Origin of the sequence: Natribaculum luteum (genome assembly GCF_023008545.1) — an archaeon.
Taxonomy (GTDB): domain Archaea; phylum Halobacteriota; class Halobacteria; order Halobacteriales; family Natrialbaceae; genus Natribaculum; species Natribaculum luteum.
Map to the genome: position 1 here is coordinate 497,528 of NZ_CP095398.1, position 20,382 is coordinate 517,909.

Annotated in this window: 17 protein-coding genes and 3 pseudogenes; 11 read left to right on the forward strand and 9 right to left on the reverse strand. The window is 60.1% G+C overall.

Annotated features, from left to right (window positions below; genetic code table 11):
- Positions 1-151 precede the first annotated feature (151 nt).
- The 3 genes and pseudogenes from MU558_RS20930 to MU558_RS20940 all read right to left on the reverse strand — a co-directional run.
- Positions 152-778: pseudogene (locus tag MU558_RS20930) on the reverse strand (nuclease/transposase family protein); the annotation flags it as partial.
- A gap of 271 nt (positions 779-1,049) precedes the next feature.
- Positions 1,050-1,340 (reverse strand): UPF0175 family protein, encoded by a 291-nt coding sequence (locus MU558_RS20935; RefSeq protein WP_246975224.1) that lies wholly within the window; start codon positions 1,338-1,340, stop codon positions 1,050-1,052.
- 52 nt (positions 1,341-1,392) lie between these two features.
- Positions 1,393-1,614: pseudogene (locus MU558_RS20940) on the reverse strand (RNA-guided endonuclease TnpB family protein); the annotation flags it as partial.
- A 92-nt stretch (positions 1,615-1,706) separates the two neighbouring features.
- On the opposite strand from MU558_RS20940, the gene MU558_RS20945 reads away from it, so the two are divergent.
- Positions 1,707-2,021: a YbjQ family protein gene (locus MU558_RS20945; RefSeq protein ID WP_246975226.1), complete on the forward strand. Its 315-nt coding sequence runs from the start codon at positions 1,707-1,709 to the stop codon at positions 2,019-2,021.
- A 53-nt stretch (positions 2,022-2,074) separates the two neighbouring features.
- Positions 2,075-2,548, forward strand: a complete 474-nt coding sequence (locus MU558_RS20950) for a hypothetical protein (RefSeq protein ID WP_246975228.1) — start codon at positions 2,075-2,077, stop codon at positions 2,546-2,548.
- Positions 2,549-2,556: 8 nt separating this feature from the next.
- Here the strand turns inward: MU558_RS20950 and MU558_RS20955 are convergent, their stop codons facing one another.
- A complete protein-coding gene (locus MU558_RS20955) occupies positions 2,557-4,083 on the reverse strand; it encodes a stage II sporulation protein M (protein WP_246975230.1) in 1,527 nt (508 codons plus the stop codon).
- Positions 4,084-4,257: 174 nt separating this feature from the next.
- On the opposite strand from MU558_RS20955, the gene MU558_RS20960 reads away from it, so the two are divergent.
- The 3 genes and pseudogenes from MU558_RS20960 to MU558_RS20970 all read left to right on the forward strand — a co-directional run bounded on the left by MU558_RS20960 (position 4,258) and on the right by MU558_RS20970 (position 7,816).
- Entirely contained in the window at positions 4,258-4,884 is a 627-nt protein-coding gene (locus MU558_RS20960) for a VOC family protein (protein ID WP_246975232.1), read from the forward strand.
- Positions 4,885-5,150: 266 nt separating this feature from the next.
- A pseudogene (locus MU558_RS20965) lies at positions 5,151-5,300 on the forward strand (IS4/Tn5 family transposase DNA-binding protein); the annotation flags it as partial.
- 1,241 nt (positions 5,301-6,541) lie between these two features.
- The gene (locus MU558_RS20970) at positions 6,542-7,816 is read left to right on the forward strand and encodes an orc1/cdc6 family replication initiation protein (protein ID WP_246975234.1); all 1,275 of its coding nucleotides are present in this window, start codon (positions 6,542-6,544) and stop codon (positions 7,814-7,816) included.
- A gap of 801 nt (positions 7,817-8,617) precedes the next feature.
- On the opposite strand, the gene MU558_RS20975 is transcribed toward MU558_RS20970, so the two are convergent.
- Positions 8,618-9,208: a YqaA family protein gene (locus MU558_RS20975; RefSeq protein WP_246975236.1), complete on the reverse strand. Its 591-nt coding sequence runs from the start codon at positions 9,206-9,208 to the stop codon at positions 8,618-8,620.
- Positions 9,209-9,212: 4 nt separating this feature from the next.
- The gene (locus tag MU558_RS20980) at positions 9,213-10,619 is read right to left on the reverse strand and encodes a hemolysin family protein (protein WP_246975238.1); all 1,407 of its coding nucleotides are present in this window, start codon (positions 10,617-10,619) and stop codon (positions 9,213-9,215) included.
- Positions 10,620-10,857: 238 nt separating this feature from the next.
- Between MU558_RS20980 and MU558_RS20985 the strand changes: the two genes are divergently transcribed.
- Together MU558_RS20985 and MU558_RS20990 are read left to right on the forward strand one after the other, a co-directional pair.
- A complete protein-coding gene (locus MU558_RS20985; RefSeq protein ID WP_246975240.1) occupies positions 10,858-11,727 on the forward strand; it encodes a universal stress protein in 870 nt (289 codons plus the stop codon).
- 216 nt (positions 11,728-11,943) lie between these two features.
- Positions 11,944-13,194 carry an RNA-guided endonuclease InsQ/TnpB family protein gene (locus tag MU558_RS20990; protein WP_246975243.1) on the forward strand — a complete coding sequence of 417 codons (1,251 nt, stop codon included), beginning with the start codon at positions 11,944-11,946 and terminating at the stop codon, positions 13,192-13,194.
- Positions 13,195-13,756: 562 nt separating this feature from the next.
- Here the strand turns inward: MU558_RS20990 and MU558_RS20995 are convergent.
- The 3 genes from MU558_RS20995 to MU558_RS21005 are packed head-to-tail and all read right to left on the reverse strand — an operon-like array spanning position 13,757 to position 15,801.
- The gene (locus MU558_RS20995) at positions 13,757-14,395 is read right to left on the reverse strand and encodes an alpha/beta hydrolase (RefSeq protein WP_246975245.1); all 639 of its coding nucleotides are present in this window, start codon (positions 14,393-14,395) and stop codon (positions 13,757-13,759) included.
- Position 14,396: 1 nt separating this feature from the next.
- On the reverse strand, positions 14,397-15,335 hold the full coding sequence (locus MU558_RS21000; protein ID WP_246975247.1) for a ring-cleaving dioxygenase: 939 nt from the start codon (positions 15,333-15,335) through the stop codon (positions 14,397-14,399).
- Between the two features lie 49 nt (positions 15,336-15,384).
- On the reverse strand, positions 15,385-15,801 hold the full coding sequence (locus tag MU558_RS21005) for a DoxX family protein (protein WP_246975249.1): 417 nt from the start codon (positions 15,799-15,801) through the stop codon (positions 15,385-15,387).
- A 322-nt stretch (positions 15,802-16,123) separates the two neighbouring features.
- Between MU558_RS21005 and MU558_RS21010 the strand changes: the two genes are divergently transcribed.
- From MU558_RS21010 to MU558_RS21025, 4 genes are all read left to right on the forward strand, one after another.
- On the forward strand, positions 16,124-17,299 hold the full coding sequence (locus MU558_RS21010) for an extracellular solute-binding protein (RefSeq protein ID WP_246975251.1): 1,176 nt from the start codon (positions 16,124-16,126) through the stop codon (positions 17,297-17,299).
- A gap of 6 nt (positions 17,300-17,305) precedes the next feature.
- Positions 17,306-18,229: an ABC transporter permease gene (locus MU558_RS21015; protein WP_246975252.1), complete on the forward strand. Its 924-nt coding sequence runs from the start codon at positions 17,306-17,308 to the stop codon at positions 18,227-18,229.
- Position 18,230: 1 nt separating this feature from the next.
- The gene (locus MU558_RS21020; protein ID WP_246975254.1) at positions 18,231-19,187 is read left to right on the forward strand and encodes an ABC transporter permease; all 957 of its coding nucleotides are present in this window, start codon (positions 18,231-18,233) and stop codon (positions 19,185-19,187) included.
- A gap of 94 nt (positions 19,188-19,281) precedes the next feature.
- Positions 19,282-20,292 carry an ABC transporter ATP-binding protein gene (locus MU558_RS21025; RefSeq protein WP_246975256.1) on the forward strand — a complete coding sequence of 337 codons (1,011 nt, stop codon included), beginning with the start codon at positions 19,282-19,284 and terminating at the stop codon, positions 20,290-20,292.
- Positions 20,293-20,382 lie beyond the last annotated feature (90 nt).

Here is a 20,382-nt window from a genome sequence, read left to right on the forward strand (position 1 = left end):
AACGACGACAGCAGGGTCAACGGGATGGTCTCCGCTGCTCGGAGACCATCCCTGAAAGGGCATACTCGATCCCTGCTGACGAACCATGTGTCCCCCACGTGTCGCTATCTACGAGATAGTGACGAAATCAGCCGGGGCTAAACACGTACCAAATACCAAGGTCGACACCTGCCGTGTTCTCGCCGGGTGACGCTGCGTTGATTTCCACTTCACAGACGACGTGCAACTCCCACCGGCCTTTTCCAGTGGTGTAGACGGCACGCACTTGTTGAATGTTCTCCACTTCGGCGTCTGGTGGAGCCTGGTACTCACAGAGGATGAAGTCGCGTCCGTCTTTGTGGTTTTTGCCTTTGCTCAGGCGGATTCGGTCGTGTTTCGTGTCGTGGCGGATGCCGTTCTGTTTCCACGTCACCGTCGAGCGCGGATGTTCTTCGTGGACTCTGTTGCCATCGTCGTCGTCGTAGTTCTGTTTGCGGTAGCCCGGTGGGTTGTCCCGGTCGTCGTCGGAGCCGAACCACGAACTGAACGCTCCAGAAAGTTCTTCTAAAACGTTCTGGCTGGACTGGCTATGCAGTCCCTTGTATTTGGGGTGGGTTTTCAGTTCGCGTTTGAGTTCGTTTTCGTCGGGGATTGTGCCGGTTTCGTCCCACTGTTGGCGGGCGTAGTAGTTCGCAACGTTCCAGAGTTTGGATGCTGACCATCCGTGTCTATCAAGCGCATCAGCCACTTGCGAGTGGTTCTGGATGCGGCAGACGTAGGTACGGCGTGTCGTCAACATCCGGTACTTATTGTTATGAAATCGTGTTATTTAATAGCTGTGGCATATCCTGCCGTGGTGTAACTGGTGGATTGTTTGTCGGAGTGTCGGCTTCATCACCCGCCTGTTCAGTCCTCGGTTCCGACCCAAGCGGTCGGAACACTCGTCCTTCACGGGAAGGCGGGTGTATTCGCCTCGATTCTCTATAACATTCGCCGTTAAGATCGGAGACGAGTTGGAGTTGATCGGCCTTCGCGAGGTAGATTAGCGGTGTACCGTCAAAAACCCACATTCACAGGTCCTCGAGATCGTCTTCGAGGTGATTGTCCGAGACCCACGTGATGTCATGATCTTTCGCGAGTTGGGCAAATTCCCAGACAGACATCTCTGCGAGCTGGGCGCCTTTCGTAAGCGTAATCTCATCGGCAGCGAGTCGTTCGAGGGCTTGTTCACGACGCCACTCCTGGAGTCCCTCCGAGAGAAGTTTTCGCACTGCTGTACTCCGATCCAGACGTTCTTCCTCGAGGTATTCTTCGAGTTCCCCCTCGAGATCATCCGGAACCCGTGTTGATATCGTTCCCATGGTGTCTGCTATGTTTACAATGTATACAAGTATTCTGCTCGTTCTGATTCGGAACGTCACCATCGCCGATGAGCGAGAGGTTGTCCCCTTCTGTGGAGTTGGCGCGAAGCGGGTACGTGCCGTCTTTGGCGTGACTAGGATGGTTGTAGTCGCCGTACTCGTAGTAGTTCTCCATCGCTTCCAGTGCTCTAGCGACGATGTGCTGCGTCGTGTTTTTCACAGGATCGGCTTCGTCTTCGAGGCGGGGAGAACGGTCGTTCCAGTCTACACCTTCTCCCGATCGAAATCGATCGTAGACGAATGGATCGCCGTGATAGTCCGACTCGAGCGGAAAATTTAACTACTGTTAACTTAGACATTTTTCATATGGAGTTCGTCACCACTGAAACGGTCCCCGGTCACGAGATCGAAGAGACGCTCGGTATCGCTCGAGGCAACACCGTCAGAGCGCGCAACGTTGGCAGAGACATCACACAGAGTATCCGGAACATCACCGGCGGCGAGTTGAAAGCCTACTCCGAACTGTTAAGCGACGCCCGCGACGAGGCCCTCGAGCGCATGGCCGACGACGCCCGATCGATGAACGCCGACGCCGTCGTCAACATTCGACTCGAGAGTTCCGAGATCGCAAACGGCGGGTCGGAAGTCATCGCGTACGGGACTGCCGTCCGACTGAAGTGAGTCGGGTCAGTACCGATCGCCCTCGAAGGACGTTGCTGTGACTTCCCCGTCGTATGGTCGAACGGAGTGATCCAGCCAGAACCGGCGTCAACGCCGGCCGTGTCGTCGGCCTGCTGACTGCGACACTCGCAGTCGTGAGTCTCTTGCAAACCCAGGCGTCGTTCTACGAGATCGCGACGGCGTTGCTCGATGCGTTCGGGATCGAGTCCAGCCTCTCGGTATCGGCGCTCTTCTGGGGAAACGTCGCCATCGCGGCGTCCGCTCGGTACGTCGTCGGGTACGTGGTCGGGTCGCTCGTCGGAGTCGTGTACGACTGGCTCGATCGCCCGTCCCTCCCGGTGCTAGTCGGGATGGTACTCGTCGTCGGTGTGGTAGATGGGTTCCTCGCCGGCATCGACACACGCAGCGTGGGTATCGGAAGCGCGTACGTCGTCGCCTGGCTCTGTTACGTGCCCGCGTTCGTCTGGTTGTCCGACGACGACGCCAACGACGTCCGATCGGGCCCTCGACGACTCGGCGACTCCTGATCGAGCCACTAGACGAATCGGAAGTAGTACGGACTCACGAATCCCTCGACGAGTGCGGCGACTGCGAGCACCAGCCCGATCCCGACGAGCACCCAGAACGCCCGTTCCAGTTCCGTTGCGGCCACCGACCGCTCGAGTCGCCCGCGTATCGTCCGCCAGGCGACGACGCCCAGGTGGATGCCGAGTGCGCCGGCGACGACGATCGCCGGGATCTCGAGGATCCCGTGGGGGATGATGAACGCGATCAGTTCGGGGAGGTCGACCTCGAGACGGGCGTAGATCCCGATAGCAAAGCCGTTGAACGCCAGTGAGGCGGCCGCCGGAACGGCGAGTGCGACGCCGGCGTAGGCCGTCGTGAGGGCGACGGTCCAGTTGTTCACGAAAAGCTGGATCGCCGCAGTGGGCGGGAAATGCCCCTCGAGTCGGGCGGCGATCGACGTTTCGACGACGCCGACGAACGGTCCGGCGAGCAGCCATCCCGTCGCGAAGCCAGCGACTGTGACGGCGACTGCGACGACGTGAACGCCGGGCGCGTCACGGACGAACGTGGACAGTTCGGCCCAGCCGCGACGGACTCCTGCGGCGAGTTGCGTCCGGAACGTCCGATCCGGTGACGACGGCGGTGAGATCGAGCCCCGGTATGCGCCGTACAGCGTCGTCTTCAGGAGGTCGAGCGCCGGAAGCACCACCAGTGCGACGACGAGCGAGCCGAGACTCCCGGCGCTCCCGGCCGAAAGCAGCGAGAAGATGCCGGCGAATCCCACGATAGCAGCGATCGCACTCACGTAGTAGAAGACCGCCTCGACGGGTCGCCGCCGGAGGAAGCCGAGACTCGCAGCGAGCGACCCGGCGATCCCGCCATCGTCGACGACGACGGCGACCGGGGCGAACGCGAACACGCCCCGGACGGCGGCGACGACGACGATCCATAGAACGAACCCCAGCAGTGCGGCGAGGACGCCGATGGCCGTCTCGCCCGTGACGACGACGGTGCCCAGTGCGACTGCCCCTGCGAACAGTGCCGCCGCAAGCGCCGCCACGATCCACAGGCTCGCCTCGAGGACGAACAGCCCGAGAAACGATAGCCAGTGGCGGCGAACGCCCGCGATCCCCGCCGACAATCCACGTTCGTCTCGGAGGCGAGCGTCGCAGGCAGCCAGCTGGCCAGCAGCGACGCCGGTGTGGGCGACGAGAGCCGCGATGACGGTGAAGACGGCCGTAACGGCGAGGATGCCGACCACGGCCGGCGGGAACAACGCCTCGAGCACCGGGTCGAGGTCGGCCGCCCACTCGGCGAACGCCTCGGGTTGTGCCTCGGGGTCCGGCGGGGAGAGGTCGCGACTCGCGAGTTCCGCACGGGCCATCTCGAGTCGGCCGGTGGTCTCGAGGTAGAGGTAGCTGACGACGAGACCCAGGAAGGTGCCGACGCGGGTGATCGCGGGCACGGCGATCCCGAGCACGTAGAACGGGAGGAGATCGGCGGGACGGCGACGTAACGTCGTGGCGACGGCGGTTACGGCCGCGGAGAGTTTCATACAGATACGTCAGTGGTCGACTTACTTTATGTTCCTGATGAGTTTGCCACCTGTGAGAAATTCGCCAGGCGACGCTGCCGACGGTGTCACTGGAACGAGTCGATCGACAGACGTCGGGACAGCAGTCCGAGCCGTGGACCAGGTATATCCATCACCGCCGACTACTCTGGAGCGATGTCAGACGACGATACCGAACATCCCGTAACTGCAACGCCCCCGGAGAGTCCGTTTCGGACGACCGGCACCGACCACGTTACGATCTGGGGATCGAACGCCGAGGATACGATCGCGTTCTACCGCGACCTTCTCGGGATGGCCCTCGTCTTGCGCCAGCCCAACCTCGACGACCCCTCGCAGACGCACCTGTTTTTCGACACCGGCGACGGACGCATCCTCACCGTGTTCGTCAGCGACGACCGACCCTCGAATCAGGGCCGACTGCGAACGCCAGTCGGCGGCGTCCACCACCTCTCGTTTTCGGTCGCCCCCGAGGACTTCGAGGACGTCGTGGCGGCACTCGAGGAAGACGGCCGTGGCTACAACGTCTTCGATCGCGGCATCTTCCACTCGCTGTACACGAACGACAACAACGGTCTGATCGTCGAACTCTCGACCGACAAGTACGACATTCCGGACGATCGACGCGGCGAGGTGCTCGCGACCGCCCAGCGCATCCGCGAGGAAGACGGAGCCGACTACGCCCACGACAGCCACCTCGAGGCCGCACTCGAGGAACTCGACATCGACGCCGAGGCCTACGACCTCCCAGACGCCTCGAGTGGCGTCGGCGGCGTCGACTGATACGGTCTGCTGTACCGATGTACCGGTGCAGCCGCAAGACGGTCGCGATTGCACCGGAACTGACGTCCAGTAGTCCGCATGAGTCGCAAGCCGACTTTCCTCCGCGTGGATCTGATGCCTGCTCGCCACACGAGCCCCAGCGTCGGTTCGTCACCACGAGCAGTTACCATCGACCGCTCCCCACGGCCTCCGCCCTGTCTCTTACCCACAACTCCTCTCGCTGTAGTTCGCCGAGAACCAGACAAAGATGCAGGGCGGTTCAGAGACGACGATCTGATGTAGGTGACGAGCGTCTCACTGACCGATTGATTCAGGTCGGAGATCGGCTCGGCAGGACACCTGCCGAGTCGATCCCAGACGCGTGCGAAGACTGGGCTACAAAGGCTACGTACCGATTTTGCGATAGCGAGCGTATAATCGATCTGGACACCCCTCTATCGATGTGATTCCTGGGAACTGTGGGAGAAGTTGTTTAACAAGTGCAACACGTACACCCCTCTATCGATGTGTTCGATGTCTTTCGAGGGAGGGGGTAGAGAGGGGACGTTCGACGCGACGGGAGTGACGGAGAACGGCTCGAGTCGGCACAAACACCGGGTAGAGACAGTAGATCGGAAGTAGAAGCGATCCGAGCCGGCATAGCTGAAGGCTGATTTCCTGTTCTTCTTCTAGCTTTCTAGCTAGAACACTCACACACACCTCTATCGATGTGTTCGATGTGTTCTGTCGAAGCCAGAATCTCGTCCCTCTATAAAGGACAGATAGACACTCTCTCGACAGATCCTTTCACTATAGAAAACTGTGTGTATTACATCCTCAGCTATTCTAACGCTCTTTTCACCTCGTCTGACTATCTGTGATCCTCGTTCACCCGACTTCCTGCCCCCTCCTCCAACACTTCGAACACTTCGATAGAGGGGTGTCTCATCACCAATTGCACGAATCGCACTATTGTTCACCATACTCAACACTTCGTCGTCGCTTACCGAATTAAACGCCGACAATTTACTAATACTGGCGCTGAAGGCCGATTCAACAACTGACTCGGAAGATAACACTTCGATACAGGTGACAACTTTTTTGACCCCTCACTGAGTGGCCACCTAGCATGGGTACTGACGACTCCGAGTCTTCTCGTACCGAACAGGGAACCTCGGAGGACGAGAGCACGACGCAGTCGAGGTTCTCATCGAATTCGTCCCGTTCGGAGCACCCGCCGAATCGATCTGACGATCTGAACAGAGTGGACATCACCGAGCGATCGAACACTGCCGACCAGACGAGTGACGCTGACCAGCCGACCGACCCCTCACAGTCGACCGACACCTCACAGTCGAACGATGTTCTTCGGCTGGACGATACTATTCGTTCGACCGACACTCCCCAGTCGGACAACACTCTCCCCTCGGGCGACGCTCTCCCCTCGGACGACGCTCTCCAGTCGACCGATGGCGATCGATCGGACACTGCAGAACGAACGGACGTTCGAACCGAGAACGTACAGCCTGAAGACGACCCGACCACGGGAACAGAACAGACTGCGAAAACAGAACCGACCACGGGAACAGAATTGGCCACAGAAGCGGAGGATGGGTCACTCTCCAGTTCGAGCCCGTCGAGCACTGAACCGGATGATGACTCCCGGTCGATCGAGGAAATGCTACTGGAGTTCGACGATCAGAAAGGATTGATCCGCGAGCGATCACTCCTCGATCCGAACTACATCGTCGAGGAGAACCGGATCGTCGGCCGTGACGAGCAGCTCCAGGAGGTCACGAAGATGCTCCGGGTCGCACTCGGTGACAATCGACCGCCGAACCTCTTCCTCTATGGACCGTCCGGGACTGGCAAATCGCTCATCACGAAAGCCGTCTGCAAGAACATCAGTCGCATCTGTAAATCTCGAGATATCCGCTTCGGGACGATCGAGGTCAACTGCCAGGACCTCGATACGCTCGGCGTCGCGGTGTACGAACTCGCCAGTCGCGCTGCAGAGGAAGCCGGCGTCAGCGTCGAGGTTCCGAAACACGGCGTCGCGACGAAAGAGAAGTGGGACGAACTGTACCGGATCGTCAACGAGAACTTCGATTCGGTCGTGTTCGTCCTCGACGAACTGGACATGCTCGTGGGCCGACGCGACAAACAGGAGCCGGCGTTTTCCCGTCTGCTCTACCAGCTGTCGCGAGCCGGTGCCAACGACGACCTGGCCGCGTACATTTCGGTCGTCGCGATCTCGAACGACACGAAGATGATGGAGTCGGTCGGCAGCCGGGCGTTGAGTTCGTTTACGCCCGAAGACGTCCACTTCGACGACTACGACGCGAACCAGTTGCAGGCCATTCTCCGTCGCCGACAGGATGCCTTCTACGAGGGCGTCCTGGACGACGACGTCATCCCGCTCGCTGCCGCGTTCGCCGCCCAGACTCACGGTGACGCGCGGAAGGCGATCGACCTGATGCGCGTCGCCGGCGAACTTGCCGAGCGGGAGGGCGACGAGCGCGTTCGCGAAGCGCACGTCCGACGCGCCCAGGACAAAGTCGAGAAGAACCGCGTCCTCGAGGTCGTTCGCGGTATCAGTACGCAAAAGAAGCTCTGTCTGTACGCAACTGCTGCCGTCGCCGCGGAAACCGATGACGGCACGGCCCGCAGTACGACGGGCTACCGGGTCTACGAGTTCATGACCGACGCGATCGACGCCGATCAGTATCACCAGGAGACCTACGTCAACAAGATGAAAGAGTTGACGACGTACTCGCTGGTCGACTTCGAACGCCGGAGCCACGGTCCGAGTTCGGGCATGTTCCTCGAGTTCCAGTTCGGCGAGCGACCCGAGACGATCCTCGAGACGCTTCGTGAAGACTCTCGCATCGACGCCGTCGCTCCCGCCGAAGTCCAGTCGGTCGTGAGAGCACAACTCCGCAATACGACGTGACTGGCCGCGAATCGCTAGGGGTCACGCCTCGAGGCACTCGACTTGCTCCTCCTGTAGAATACGATGAGAAGCTGCCAGATCGTGTTCCGATCGAACTGGTGGCACCCCTCTATCGATGTGTACCGTTTGACTGGTATCGTATCACACTGAAACGGTACAGTGGCATCGATTTCGCTGTGAGGAGCTGGCTTTCGACGTTCGAGTACGTTTCCGATTCGTTTCACAATCTGAGACACGACACACCTCTATCGAAGTGTAATTGGCTGTATTAGGGGCCCTATTGCTCGATTTGCCCTCTCGTATCCCGTGTCCTCGCTCGACCCACAGCTTGGTTAAGTAGGCCGCGAGCTGGGATGTGCACCGCTGGACACCCCTCTATCGATGTGTTTTCAGTCCGTCTTCGACAACGGCCCACCCCTCTATCGATGTGTTCCAGTACGGCGATATGCGGTCGACACCCCTTTATCGAAGTGTTTGTCCGATTGCCCGGTTGACAGACTGTACGGTGACGAAGCGCTCAATTTTTCGATCAACGTTTTCGTTTCGACAATACCTGTGGAGAGTGCGCTCCCTGCGGATTCGGACCCAGAACTCGTCTTGAGCAACGGGACGGGTCAATAAAGTGTGTCGTGGAAACAGGAAGCCACGGGTCGGGCGACCCGTGGTAATTCACAGATTTGCGAGGCGGATGCCACGGGGTCGTCCGGAAATCGAAGATTTCCGTGATCACGAGAATCGAAGATTCTCGAACGACTTGACCCCGAGGCAGTTGGCCGGTGTCAACATGACCACGAATAGCCTTCACAGGATGGTGATGACACCACTGAAGAGAAAGAGCGTCACGACGAGTCGTCCCAGACTCCCCACAAACGTGGCGATCACGAACTTCAGATAGTCCTCCTCGAGGATTGCGAACGCGTAAATCGAGAGCGTATCCGGGAAGAACGGGACACACAGGGCGAGGGCCAGTCCACCGTATCCATATCGTCGAGCGAGCAAAACGGTCCGTCGTTCAGACCACTTGATGACGTCAAACCGCGACCGACGCAACCACCGAACGATCGGGCCAGCCTGTTTCGCCTCTTGTCCGAGATGGAAGGCCACCAGACTACCAACGGCTTTCCCCATCGCACTGACGCCCATAATGAGACCAAGGTGTCCCCAGAGTGGGACCCCAAAGTCGAGGGGAGCAGCAAGTACGACCTCACTAGGACCAGGAAGCACGAACGCGATCAAAAACGAGTAGACAAAGATGATTCCCAGACCGGGCCAGCCAGTCGCGCTATCAACCGCCGTCTGTCCGTACTCGAGGAGGCTGGTTGCGTGAGTACTGGACACGAACGCAACTACGCAGTGATACAGCAAGCCCAGAGTAGTCGTGACAAGAGACATCTACTTACTCGACGGTGGGAACGTTAGCCGAGTCTGCGCTCTCTGACTCGACGGTTGACTCTGTGGAATTCTTCGACCGGTCGGTGCGGATCCGAACCTGCGTTATGCGGGTCTGGTCGATCGTCTCGACCCGCAGTTGGACAGCGCCAACGTCGAACGTTTCGCCCTGCTCGACGAGCCGTCCAGCCCGGTTGAACAGGAGGCCTGCAATCGTCTCGAACTCCTCTCCGTCCGGAAGATCTAGCCCGAGTCGCTCGTTCACGGCGGCGATATCCACATCACCGCGAACCAGCGCTGTCGTCTCGTCAAGTTCTGTAACTGGTGCATCTTCTGTCCCTTCGAGAATCTCGCCGACAATCTCCTCGGTGAGGTCCTCGACCGTCACGAGTCCCTCCGTCGTTCCGAATTCGTCGATGACGACCGCCATCTGGGTTCGCGAGGTCTGCATCTCGCCAAGCAGTTCATCTACAGGTTTACTTTCCGGAACGTGGTGGGGCGGATCCAAGAGCTCGAGCTCGCCAAGAGGCGTATCTTCAGCACTACCGCTCCGTTGGGCTGCGATGAGTGCGTGAATATCCGCGGTTCCGACGATATTGTCCAGGGAATCAGCATACACCGGAAGACGTCGGTGCCCGCTTTCGAGACAGCGAGTGGTTGCGTCGTTGAGCGTTGCCTCTTTGTCGATGCCGACGACGTCCAATCGCGGCGTCATCACCTCTTTAGCGATCGTGTTTCGGAATCGGAAGATACGCTGAAACATCTCCCGTTCCTCCTCGTCGATGACGCCCTCGCGTTCTCCCGTTCGGATCATCTCCTGAATTTCGTCGCGCGTCACGTACGAGTCCTCGATCGCAGCGCCTCCCCCAGTCAAGTGATTGATGAATCGTGTGAGATGATCGAAGACGACGACCAGTGGAAACAGTACGTATTCGGAGAGTTTGAGCGGTCTGGCAACCCGTAACGCCCACGACTCCGTGTTCTCGACGGCATACGATTTCGGGGCACTTTCACCGAAGAGCAGGACGATCGCCGTAATACCGAACGTTGAGACGAGTACTGCGGCCCCGGGATCGAAATAGAAGCCGACGATGGCAGTCGAAATTGAGGACATCGCGATGTTGACGAGATTGTTCCCGACGAGGATCGTCACGAGCAGCCGGTGTGGGTTCGACTTGAGGTCGGCGACCGTTTCAGCACTGGCTGTTCCCTGCTCGACGAGGGCGTCGATACGATGTTTGGCGAGTGAGAACAACGCAATTTCGGACGATGAGAAGAACGCGGAAAGACCGAGGAGCACGAGGAGAACCGCAGTCCCGATAAGGGTAATCGACGTCTCCGAGTAAAGCCCGTCGACGCTGATTGCGAGGATCGCGCTCACTGAATCGGCCTCGAGCGGAGTAGTGAGGTGCATTTCCTAACATTCGTTCCTGTTTCAGACGCTGCTATAGGCTTTTGGATGGATCACGCTGGCTCCCGGTGAAGCGTTCGCGTGAACGATCGATCGGTGTTGGTACGAACGGTCGTTCGACAGGAGGTGCTGCTCGTCGCACAACGTCTCGGAACTCACGTATGTTCGAAGACGCGGTGGAGAAACCACACTCGTGAAAACACCTTAGAAAACACCCCCCGTATAGGGTCGTATTGGGAGTATGTACCAGAACATCCTGTTTCCCGTCGACGACAGCGAGGACTCTAGCGATATTCTCCACCACGTCGGGGAACTCGCGCACTGGGCAGACGCAACGATCGACCTCTTGTTCGTTGCGGATACGACACGCGATAGCGTCACTGTCGTCGAAAACAGGGTGGTCGACGCGCTCGTCCAGGAAGGCGAGGACGTCGTCGAGGAGGCGAGCAAGACACTGGAGACCCTCGGTCTCGAGCACAAGACTGACGTAGTGCAGGGGAATCCAGCACCCACGATCGTCGACTACGCCGATCGGTACGGGCACGATTTGATCGTGATGTCCACTCACGCTCGAAAGGGGCTGTCACGGTATCTCCAAGGTAGCGTCAGCGAGAAGGTCGTCCGTCTCTCAAAGGTGCCCGTCCTCACCGCGAGAATGCAGCCCGACGAGCAGCTGGCGTTCCCCTACGAGAACGTTCTCGTTCCAACGGATGGCAGTGCTGGCGCAACCCAGGCCGCGCAACATGGAGTAGCGTTCGCGGAGTCGCTCGAAGCGACCGTTCACGTCCTCTCTGTCGTGGACGACGCATCGACCGGCCTCGATGTTCGGTCGACTGGTTCCGAACAGGATCACGAACAGGCAGCGACCGAAGCCATAGAGGAAGTCATCACAGAAGCGGAGACACACGGCGTTACCGATACGGTACAACAGATCGAGCATGGTGATTCTGCCGATGCAATCCTCGACTATATCGATGCCAACAGTATCGACGTTGTCGTGATGGGAACGACAGGAAGACGCGACACGGATCGGATCCTCCTCGGAAGCATCGCCGAAAAGACAGTCCGATCTGCACCAGTGCCCGTCCTCACGATCGGCGGAGCAGAGTAGTACGTCGACGCGATCCCCGACAACAGCGGCGACGATCGTCAGTGAGACGCGCTCGAAGAACGGCGCCAGCCCACTATCTTCTTACAGCGAGAGAATCCCGGCGTTTACGCCGGGCGTGAATCGCGTCACTCAACTACGCGAACCACCGCTCGACAGCAGACCGGATATTCCACGTTAACCCAAACCATTAAGTAAATTTCCCTACATGGGCTATATATGGCGATTGAGGTCACGCGCACCTACGTTGGTTCCATCCAGAACCACCAACAGGTCAGCGATGGTCTCGATTCGCTCGGCGACTCCGCCTCGAAGATCTGGAACGTCGCACGCTGGACAGCTGATCGTATCTGGGAGGTAACCGGCGAAATCCCCGATGACGGAACGCTGAAAGCGTACATGAAGAACCAACCCTGCTGGAAAGACCTGAACGCACAATCCAGTCAGAAAGTCATCGAAGAACTTTCTGACGCTTTTCAGTCGTGGTTCGACCTGCGACACAAGGACGACGAGGCGAATCCGCCCGGCTACCGCAAACATGGCGACACACGTCCCAGGAGTACGGTCACGTTCAAGGCAGACGGGTTCAAACACGATCCAGAGAACAACCGCGTCCGCCTCTCGAAAGGCTCGAACCTGAAAGAGAACTGGTCGGACTTCATCCTCTGCGAGTACCAGACACGCCCAGACGTTGACCTCACAGAAGTCAACAGCGTGCAGAACGTTCGAGCCGTCTGGAACGGCGACGAGTGGGAACTGCACTTCGTCTGCAAAGTCGAACTCGAAACCAACGACTCATCAGGAGATGGCGTGGCAGGGATCGACCTCGGCATCAAGAACATCGCCACGGTCGCGTACCCCGACGAGTACGTCCTGTACCCCGGCAACTCGCTCAAACAGGACAAGCACTACTTCAAACGTGCCGAGTACGACACCGAAGGGGAGAACGGCCCCTCGGAGAAGTCGAGGTGGGCACGCCGGAAACTCGCTGACCGAGAGACACACTTCTACCACGTTCTCACGGACACCATCATCACGGAGTGTGTCGAACGCGGTGTTGGCACGCTCGCGGTGAGTTGGCCCGAAGACGTGCGAGAGTCCGACTGGGGCAAGACCGGTAACAAGAAGTTGCACTCGTGGGCGTTTGACCGTATCTACCAGTACCTCGAATACAAGGGCGAGATTCGTGGTGTCGAGGTGCTGAAAGAGAACGAGTGGGAGACGTCGAAGACCTGCTCACGGTGTGGAGACGACACGAAATCAAACCGGGTCGAACGTGGGCTGTACGTCTGCTCGTCGTGCGAGTTGGTCGGGAACGCGGATTGTAACGGGGCGGAGAATATGCGTCAGAAGATAACTCCGAGTCCTCACGGTGAGGATAGGAGTAACGGCTGTGTGGCACAGCCATCGGTACACCTGTTCGACCGCGAGAGCGGGACGTTCAAAACGAGAGAACAGGCCGTATCGTAGACCAGCAAATATCCCAACCTGCGGTACGGGAAGCCTCGCCGTCGTCGGGCGTAGCCCGACTGCCTGAGGGATCTTCGATCCCTCTCCGTTTACGGCGAGGAGGATGTCACCGGGAGACCTGTGTCCTCGCCAAGCGATGTACTGGTTCCACGCGAGTTCCACCTGGTGGGACGAGCGCGGACGGGATTACGTTCGCCATCTGTCGTTGCGCTGGCCCCGTGCCAGAGACCACGGCGAAGCCAGGGGCCACTTCCCCCGTGGTACTTCACTAGGTGTTATCGACTTCGAAAAGTCGTCGGGTCTGCTCGAACCGCCGCTGCGCTCGTCGTCAGTCGCCGGCGCTCTCTGAATCGGGCTCGAGTCGAGGTAGGAAATCTCCTCTTCGATGACCTCGCGCTCGAAGTAGAGGAGTTCCACGGCGAGTACGACGAGGGCGATACCGAGCACGGCGTAGAACGTCCCTCGCTCTGCGATGTACAGGCGACTTCGACGCGCTCAAAACTAGACAGCGAGGCGGATTCCCCCACCGTGTGCGGGGCAGTTGACAGCGTGGATTTCCGTCTCACTCGACGAGGCTGGCGACCATCCTCGAGACGTGCTCGATCTCGTCTTGGTTGATGCCGTGGCCCATTCCCTCGTAGAGACGTCTGGTCACGTCGCCGTTCAACTGCGCGAGAATCGCTGCCGAGTCGTGGACTCGCTTCTCTGGAATGTGCGGATCGACGTCGCTACAGCCGAGGAACGCGGGCGTTCCCTCGAGGTCGCCTTCGTAGTCGTCCGGATCGATCGTTTCACCGATGAGACCGCCGCTCAGGACGGCGAGACCGCCGTAACGCGTGGGATTGCAGGCGACGTATTCGCTGGCCAGACACGCACCCTGGGAGAATCCCAGCACCAGGATCTGCTCGGTCGGGATACCGGCATCGTTCGCCTCGGTTACGGCGTCGTCGATCGCCTGTAATCCCGACGATCGGCCAGGTTCGTTCGCCTCGACTGGCGCGGTGAACGCGTTCGGATACCAGGTGTTTCGAGCCGCCTGCGGTGCGAGGTACGCGACGCTGGACTGGTCGAACTCGTCGGCCATCTGGACGATACTTCGTGCAGTCGCGCCTCGTCCATGGACGAGGACGACCGCCGCCTCGGCGTCTGCTATGGACGTTCCGGCCGTCACGAGAGGCTGATCCTGATGAGGTCCAGTCACGTCAGTTCGCCTCCGAAACGGTCGTCTGTTCGAGTTCGGGAAGGCGTTCCTCGAGTCGCTCTCGGTCACTTTCCAGCCACGGCGGCAGCTTCAGGTTCGTCCCGAGGGCCGGAACCGACTCGTCGCGAGTGAAACCGGGGCCGTCGGTCGCAATCTCGAACAGGACGCCGCCGGGCTCTCGGAAGTAGATCGAGCGGAAGTACTGGCGGTCCTTCTGGGGTGTGACGAACAGCCCTGCGTCGGAGAGTCGCTCGCGCCACGTGTCCTGGGTCTCGTCGTTGGGCGTCCGGAACGCGACGTGGTGGACCGTCCCGGCGCCCGGCTGGCCACGTTCGCCGCCGTCAGTCCGCAGGTCGACCACGCTCGCGCGTTCACCCGGCACTCGGTACCGTACCCGGTTCGCTTCCGTTCTGACCTGTTCGTATCCGAGGGTCTCGAGAACGGTTCCCGTTACCTCGGAATCGAGCGGCTCGAGGGTGACGCCGTGGAACCCTCGGATCGCGTCGTCGACGGGCACGGGACCGTCGGCCCACGGCTCGACGTCCGTCTCGCCGGTCACGAGCTCGAGTGGCTGGCCGTCGGGATCTTCGAATCGGACGACCGTCTCGTCGAACCGTTCGATAGGTTCGTCGACTGCGACGTCGTGTGTCGTTAGACGGTCGACCCAGTAGTCGACTGCAGATTCGGGAATGACGAATCCCGTGGCGGTCGCTTGCCCCTTGCCCGGCCGTCCCTGGTGTGCACCCTCGAAGGGGAAGAACGTCAGGACGGTCCCTGGCGTTCCGGTTTCGTTACCGTAGTAGAGGTGATACGTCGACGTCTCGTCGAAGTTCACCGTCTGTTTCACCAGTCGAAGTCCGAGGACCTCCGTGTAGAAGTCCACGTTCCGCTGAGGATCGCTTGCGACGGCAGTTACGTGGTGGAGTCCGTGTGTGTGCATCGTTGGATCTGGATGTAGACGCAGATGTTCATACTGTCGGCCGACAGCCTCAGATGAGTCCGACGCCAATCGCGTAGGGCCACGTCTCGAGTGCCAGGACGGCGAAGGCGATCGCCCCGCCGAACAGGGCGGCGTTCTTCAGGAACTGCGTCATCTCGGACTGCTGTTCCGCCTCGGGGACGTTCCAGAAGTCGTGCATCATCGGGGTCGCGACGAGGAGAAACGCCGCGATCGCTGCGGCCGAAACGGCGGCAAAGGCGCCGAGAGCGATTCCCAGTCCGCCGAGGACGAGCATCGCGCCCGACCCGAGGACGGAGACGGTCGGGAGCGGTACACCTTTCGCATCCGCGTACCCGACCATCTGTTCGGTCGTCATGAAGTGGTTGAGACCGGTAAACGCAAGCACACCGCCGAAGGCGATGCGGGCGACGAGGAGCGCGATGCCGGCGGTCGACTCGATCGCCATCACCCACTCACCTCGATTTCGACGGTCGTCTGATCGGCGGTACGCTCGAGGTCGTTCGATGTCGGTCGTTTCACGATAGAACGTAGCGGCCACACCCGTATATAATTTATCTGACATTGGTGTTACCAGGTGATGTCGATGTTACGGGAGGCGTTCGAGTCCTTTCATTCAACTAGCGATTTCCGTCACAAGGATACCGTCTCAAAACGTGGCTGTAAACAGCCATACATATTTGATGAAATATGTAGTGATATGTTCAGTTAAGATCTAGATAGTGATTTCATAGCAACATCTTTACCAATTCTTTCAAACTATTGACCCGATGGCGAACGACAATTCGTCGACTACCAGGCGACAGGTCCTTCTCGGAAGTAGTGCAGCGCTTGGCAGCGCGATGGCAGGATGCCTCGGGAGCGACGATCAAAATAACAGCGAGAATGGAACCGGTGGAACTAGCGACAGCGACGAGTACGAGGTCGGCTACGGTGAGTATCAGACGACCGTTAGCGCGGCTGACTTTCCCGAGGAATTGCGCGTCTACGCCGTCCAGACTGGTTGGTCGAACTGGGACGCCGTCATGGAGGAGTTCGAATCGGAGTACGGCGTCTCGCTGTACGATGCGCAGGGATCTTCCGGCGAGGCACTACAGGACGCCCGCTCGAACGCCCGAAACCCAACGTACTCGGCGTTCAACGGCGGCTACTCGTTCAACCTCGAGGCGATGAACGACGGACTCACGACTGATTACAAGCCGAAAAACTGGGATACAGTCCCGGATGCCCTCAAAACCGATAACGGGCACGTGACCGCCACCCGACAGATGACGACGGCCGTGACGTATCGAACTGACGTGTACGAAGAACGCGGACTCGACGCGCCGGAGACCTGGGACGATCTCAAGCATCCTGACATCGCACAGGATCTCGCGTTCACACCACCACATACAGCCAACGGACTGGCCTCGGCGCTCTCGGTGAACCGAGCCTACGGTGGCGATCTGGATAACCTCGACCCAGTCATCGAGTATCACGAGGAAATCGCCGAGCACGGGGCGGACTTCCGTCGAAACATCGAGGGCGACGTGACCAGCGGGGAGATTTCGACCGTCGTCGAGTACGATTACTCGGGGCTGAACATGAAGTACAACGTCGACGAAATCGGAGCGGATCAACTCGACGTGGCTATCTTGACTGGCCCGAACGGCGAGGAGGGTGCGATGAACGTCCCCTACGGCTACGCCCTGCTCGAGGGCGCGCCAAACCCCGAGGCGGCAAAGCTGTTCATGGATTACGTTCTCAGCCTCGACGGGCAAAAAAAGTTCTTCGACGCGTACGTTCGCCCGATTCGAGCGAGCGAGCTCGATCAACCCGACGAGTTCCCCGACCAGTCGGCCTACGACGACGCGGAGTTTGCCCTCGACCAGGAGGAACTCGTCTCCAAACAGGCGTCGATACAGAACGAACTCACGGATCGCACGCCGCTACCAGGTGCCCAGTAGAAGCTCATGTCAGTGCGACTGTCGATCGGTGATTCGATCCGTCAGGCGCTGTCGAGCGTTCACACCGTCGTCTTCCCGACGACCGAGCGAGAGCGCGAACGGCGACGGATCGCGATCATGACGATTCCGTTTTTCGCCCTGGCAATCTTCGCCGGATTCGTGCCGCTGGCGACGATGCTCCGGATGAGTCTCTCGGAGGAACGGCTGTTCAACGAGGGGTGGTCCGTGGACGCCTGGGAGACGCTGGCGACCGATCGGACCTACTGGTGGATCGGCTTCAACACACTCTGGTTCGCGGCGGCCGCAACGCTGGTCAGCGTGGCGATCGGCGTCGCCGTCGCTCACGCCCTCGAGAAGTACTCGCTTCCGTTCGAGCGCGTGATCGTCGCGGCAGTGTCGTTCCCGATCGCGCTGCCGGGAATCGTCGTCGCGTTTATGGTCGTCGTCTTACTGGGCAGACAGGGTCTTTTGACCCAGACGGTCGCGTTCTTCAGCGGGCAGAGCACGATCGACCTGGCGACGGCCACGACGATCGGCGGCCTCTTTCTCGGGTACGTCTACTCCCTGATTCCGCGTGCTACGATGATCCTCCGCGGGACCTACGCCGAGGTCAACACCGACGCCGAGGAGGCCGCCCGGTCACTCGGCGCGAGCCCGTTCGAGACGTTTCGTCACGTGACGCTCCCCGAGATACGTCCGGGAATCGTTGCCGCCGCGATTCTGGTCTTTCGGTCCGCGCTGGCGATCTTCGGCACTGTGCTGATCCTCCAGGGCGGGTTCGTCGTCGTGACCTTGCGAATCGACCGCGAACTCGCCGTCGGCTTCAACAGTCAGATCGCGGGTGCTATCGGGGTCGTCTACGTTGCGTTCCTGATCGCGTTCACGTTCATCGGCCTGCGCTTCGTCCGGGCGGAGCAGGTGGCGATCTAACATGACGACACCACGTACCTCGCCCTCGAGGGACGATTCGACGACGGGAGGTGAGAGCCAGGAGGTCGAGCCGTCCGCAGACGACGATGTCGACACAGGAGCCGCTCTCGAACGGGAGACGGCGTTTCAGGTGGCCAATCGGCGGCCACTATCGACGCTTCTCGGTCGGCCCGTCGTCGTCGGCGTCCTCTTGCTGGCGCTTTTCGTTCTGGTCGTGCCGATCGTGACGACGTTCGTCTCGTCGTTCGCTCGCACCGCGACGGGCGCACTACCGACCGGATTCGTGACGCTCGAGCACTGGCGGTACGTGCTTGGGTTCGGCGAGTACGGCGTACGTGCCAACGCGATTCCCGGACTCACCTTCAGCGTTGGTATCGCGACAGCTGGGATGCTCCTGAACGTCCTCATCGGCGTGCCAGTCGCCTACGCGCTGTCGCGATACGAGTTCTACGCTCGCGACTGGGTGAATACGCTGGCGATTCTGCCCCTCGTCCCGGGTGTAATCCTCGGCATCGCGTTTCTCCGGACCTATCCCGAACGCGGCGGGTCGGCACTCGGACTCGTCGTCGGTTACTGTCTGCTCAAATCGCCATACATGGTGCTCACCGTCCAGAGTTCGTTCCAGTCGATGGACTTACGACGCCTCGAGGAAAGCGCTCGATCGCTCGGGGCGTCGTGGCCGCGGGCGCTCCTGACGGTGATTTTTCCGCACGCCAAGCGGGGAATCCTCGCCGGCTGTATTATCACGTGGACGCTCGCTGCGGCGGAGTTCAACTTCACCTACATGGTTCATACGGGTGATCCGGAGCCGTTCTCGCTGTTTCTGTTTCGGAACATCTCGAACGCCCCGTACCTCCAGTCTGCGGCCGCCATCTCGATTTATTTTCTGATCGTCGTGGCGGCCATTCTGGTCCTGCAAACGATCGGTAACCGCGGCTTTACGACCGTACGAGAGTGACTATGGACGGACACACAGCACACGTCGCGTATCGAAACCGAATGAACACCCACACTCGAGACGGCAGCACCGAATCTCTCGGGGGTGATCGTCGGTGAGCACCGTCACCCTCGAGTCAATCACGAAACGATACGGCTCGGAAACCGCGGTCGACGGGCTCGATCTGACGATCCGGGATGGCGAGATTCTCGGCATCGTCGGTCCCTCGGGCTGTGGAAAGACGACGACCCTGCGTACCATCGCCGGATTCGAGACGCCGACGGCGGGAGACGTCCGTTTCGACGATCAGGTCGTCACGCACGTCCCGCCCGAGCAACGGAACGTCGGGCTCGTCTTTCAGTCGTACGCCCTGTTCGACACGATGAGCGTCCGCGAGAACGTCGCCTTCGGCCTCAAGATGCGAGACGTGCCGGCCGACCAACGTCGTGCTCGCGCCGACGAACTGCTCGAGATGCTCGGCATTGCCGACCTGGCCGATCGACGGCCGGCGACGCTCTCGGGCGGCCAGCAACAGCGCGTCGGTCTCGCTCGAGCGCTGGCGATCGAACCCCACGTCCTCTTGCTCGACGAACCGATGACTGGACTCGACGCCGCGCTCAAAGAGAGACTCCGGATCGAAATCGCCGACCTGCTCGCGGACCTCGGCGTGACTGCCCTGTACGTCACGCACGACCAGACCGAGGCGATGGCGATGTGCGACCGCATCGCCGTTCTCAACGGTGGCCGCCTCGAGCAAGTCGGGACGCCGTCGGCGGTCTACGAACGGCCCGAAAACGCGTTCGTCGCCGACTTCATCGGCACCTCCAACGTTCTCGAGGGGACGGTCCGAGACGGCCGACTCGACCTCGGCGTCGTCGAACTCCCGGGATCGTTCGACGCCACCGGTTCCGTCCAGGTCGTCGTTCGGCCCGAATCGCTCGAACTCGGCGGACCGCTCGAGGCGACAGTCGAGCAAGCCACCTATCTGGGCGACCGGACGGAACTCGTTGTCGCACTGCCAGACGAACGTACGGTGACGCTGCGAGTGGACGGGAACGTGGAGTACAGCCGTGGAGACTCGGTCTCGATTTCGATCGATCCTGCGAGCGTCTGCGTTCTCCCTTGAGATCCTCTCCGCCCTAAACCGTTTTTTGGCCAGGCTCGCTCCCTGATCGAGAGTTGCGATTGCCGATAGCCCGAACTACTCACGTGCGTA

Bases quoted from the DNA above. Each gene is read 5' to 3' on its own strand.
- MU558_RS20935 (WP_246975224.1), bottom strand. From the start codon at position 1,340: ATGGGAACGATATCAACACGGGTTCCGGATGATCTCGAGGGGGAACTC.
- MU558_RS20945 (WP_246975226.1), top strand. From the start codon at position 1,707: ATGGAGTTCGTCACCACTGAAACGGTCCCCGGTCACGAGATCGAAGAG.
- MU558_RS20950 (WP_246975228.1), top strand. From the start codon at position 2,075: ATGGTCGAACGGAGTGATCCAGCCAGAACCGGCGTCAACGCCGGCCGT.
- MU558_RS20955 (WP_246975230.1), bottom strand. From the start codon at position 4,083: ATGAAACTCTCCGCGGCCGTAACCGCCGTCGCCACGACGTTACGTCGC.
- MU558_RS20960 (WP_246975232.1), top strand. From the start codon at position 4,258: ATGTCAGACGACGATACCGAACATCCCGTAACTGCAACGCCCCCGGAG.
- MU558_RS20970 (WP_246975234.1), top strand. From the start codon at position 6,542: ATGCTACTGGAGTTCGACGATCAGAAAGGATTGATCCGCGAGCGATCA.
- MU558_RS20975 (WP_246975236.1), bottom strand. From the start codon at position 9,208: ATGTCTCTTGTCACGACTACTCTGGGCTTGCTGTATCACTGCGTAGTT.
- MU558_RS20980 (WP_246975238.1), bottom strand. From the start codon at position 10,619: ATGCACCTCACTACTCCGCTCGAGGCCGATTCAGTGAGCGCGATCCTC.
- MU558_RS20985 (WP_246975240.1), top strand. From the start codon at position 10,858: ATGTACCAGAACATCCTGTTTCCCGTCGACGACAGCGAGGACTCTAGC.
- MU558_RS20990 (WP_246975243.1), top strand. From the start codon at position 11,944: ATGGCGATTGAGGTCACGCGCACCTACGTTGGTTCCATCCAGAACCAC.
- MU558_RS21000 (WP_246975247.1), bottom strand. From the start codon at position 15,335: ATGCACACACACGGACTCCACCACGTAACTGCCGTCGCAAGCGATCCT.
- MU558_RS21005 (WP_246975249.1), bottom strand. From the start codon at position 15,801: ATGGCGATCGAGTCGACCGCCGGCATCGCGCTCCTCGTCGCCCGCATC.
- MU558_RS21010 (WP_246975251.1), top strand. From the start codon at position 16,124: ATGGCGAACGACAATTCGTCGACTACCAGGCGACAGGTCCTTCTCGGA.
- MU558_RS21015 (WP_246975252.1), top strand. From the start codon at position 17,306: ATGTCAGTGCGACTGTCGATCGGTGATTCGATCCGTCAGGCGCTGTCG.
- MU558_RS21020 (WP_246975254.1), top strand. From the start codon at position 18,231: ATGACGACACCACGTACCTCGCCCTCGAGGGACGATTCGACGACGGGA.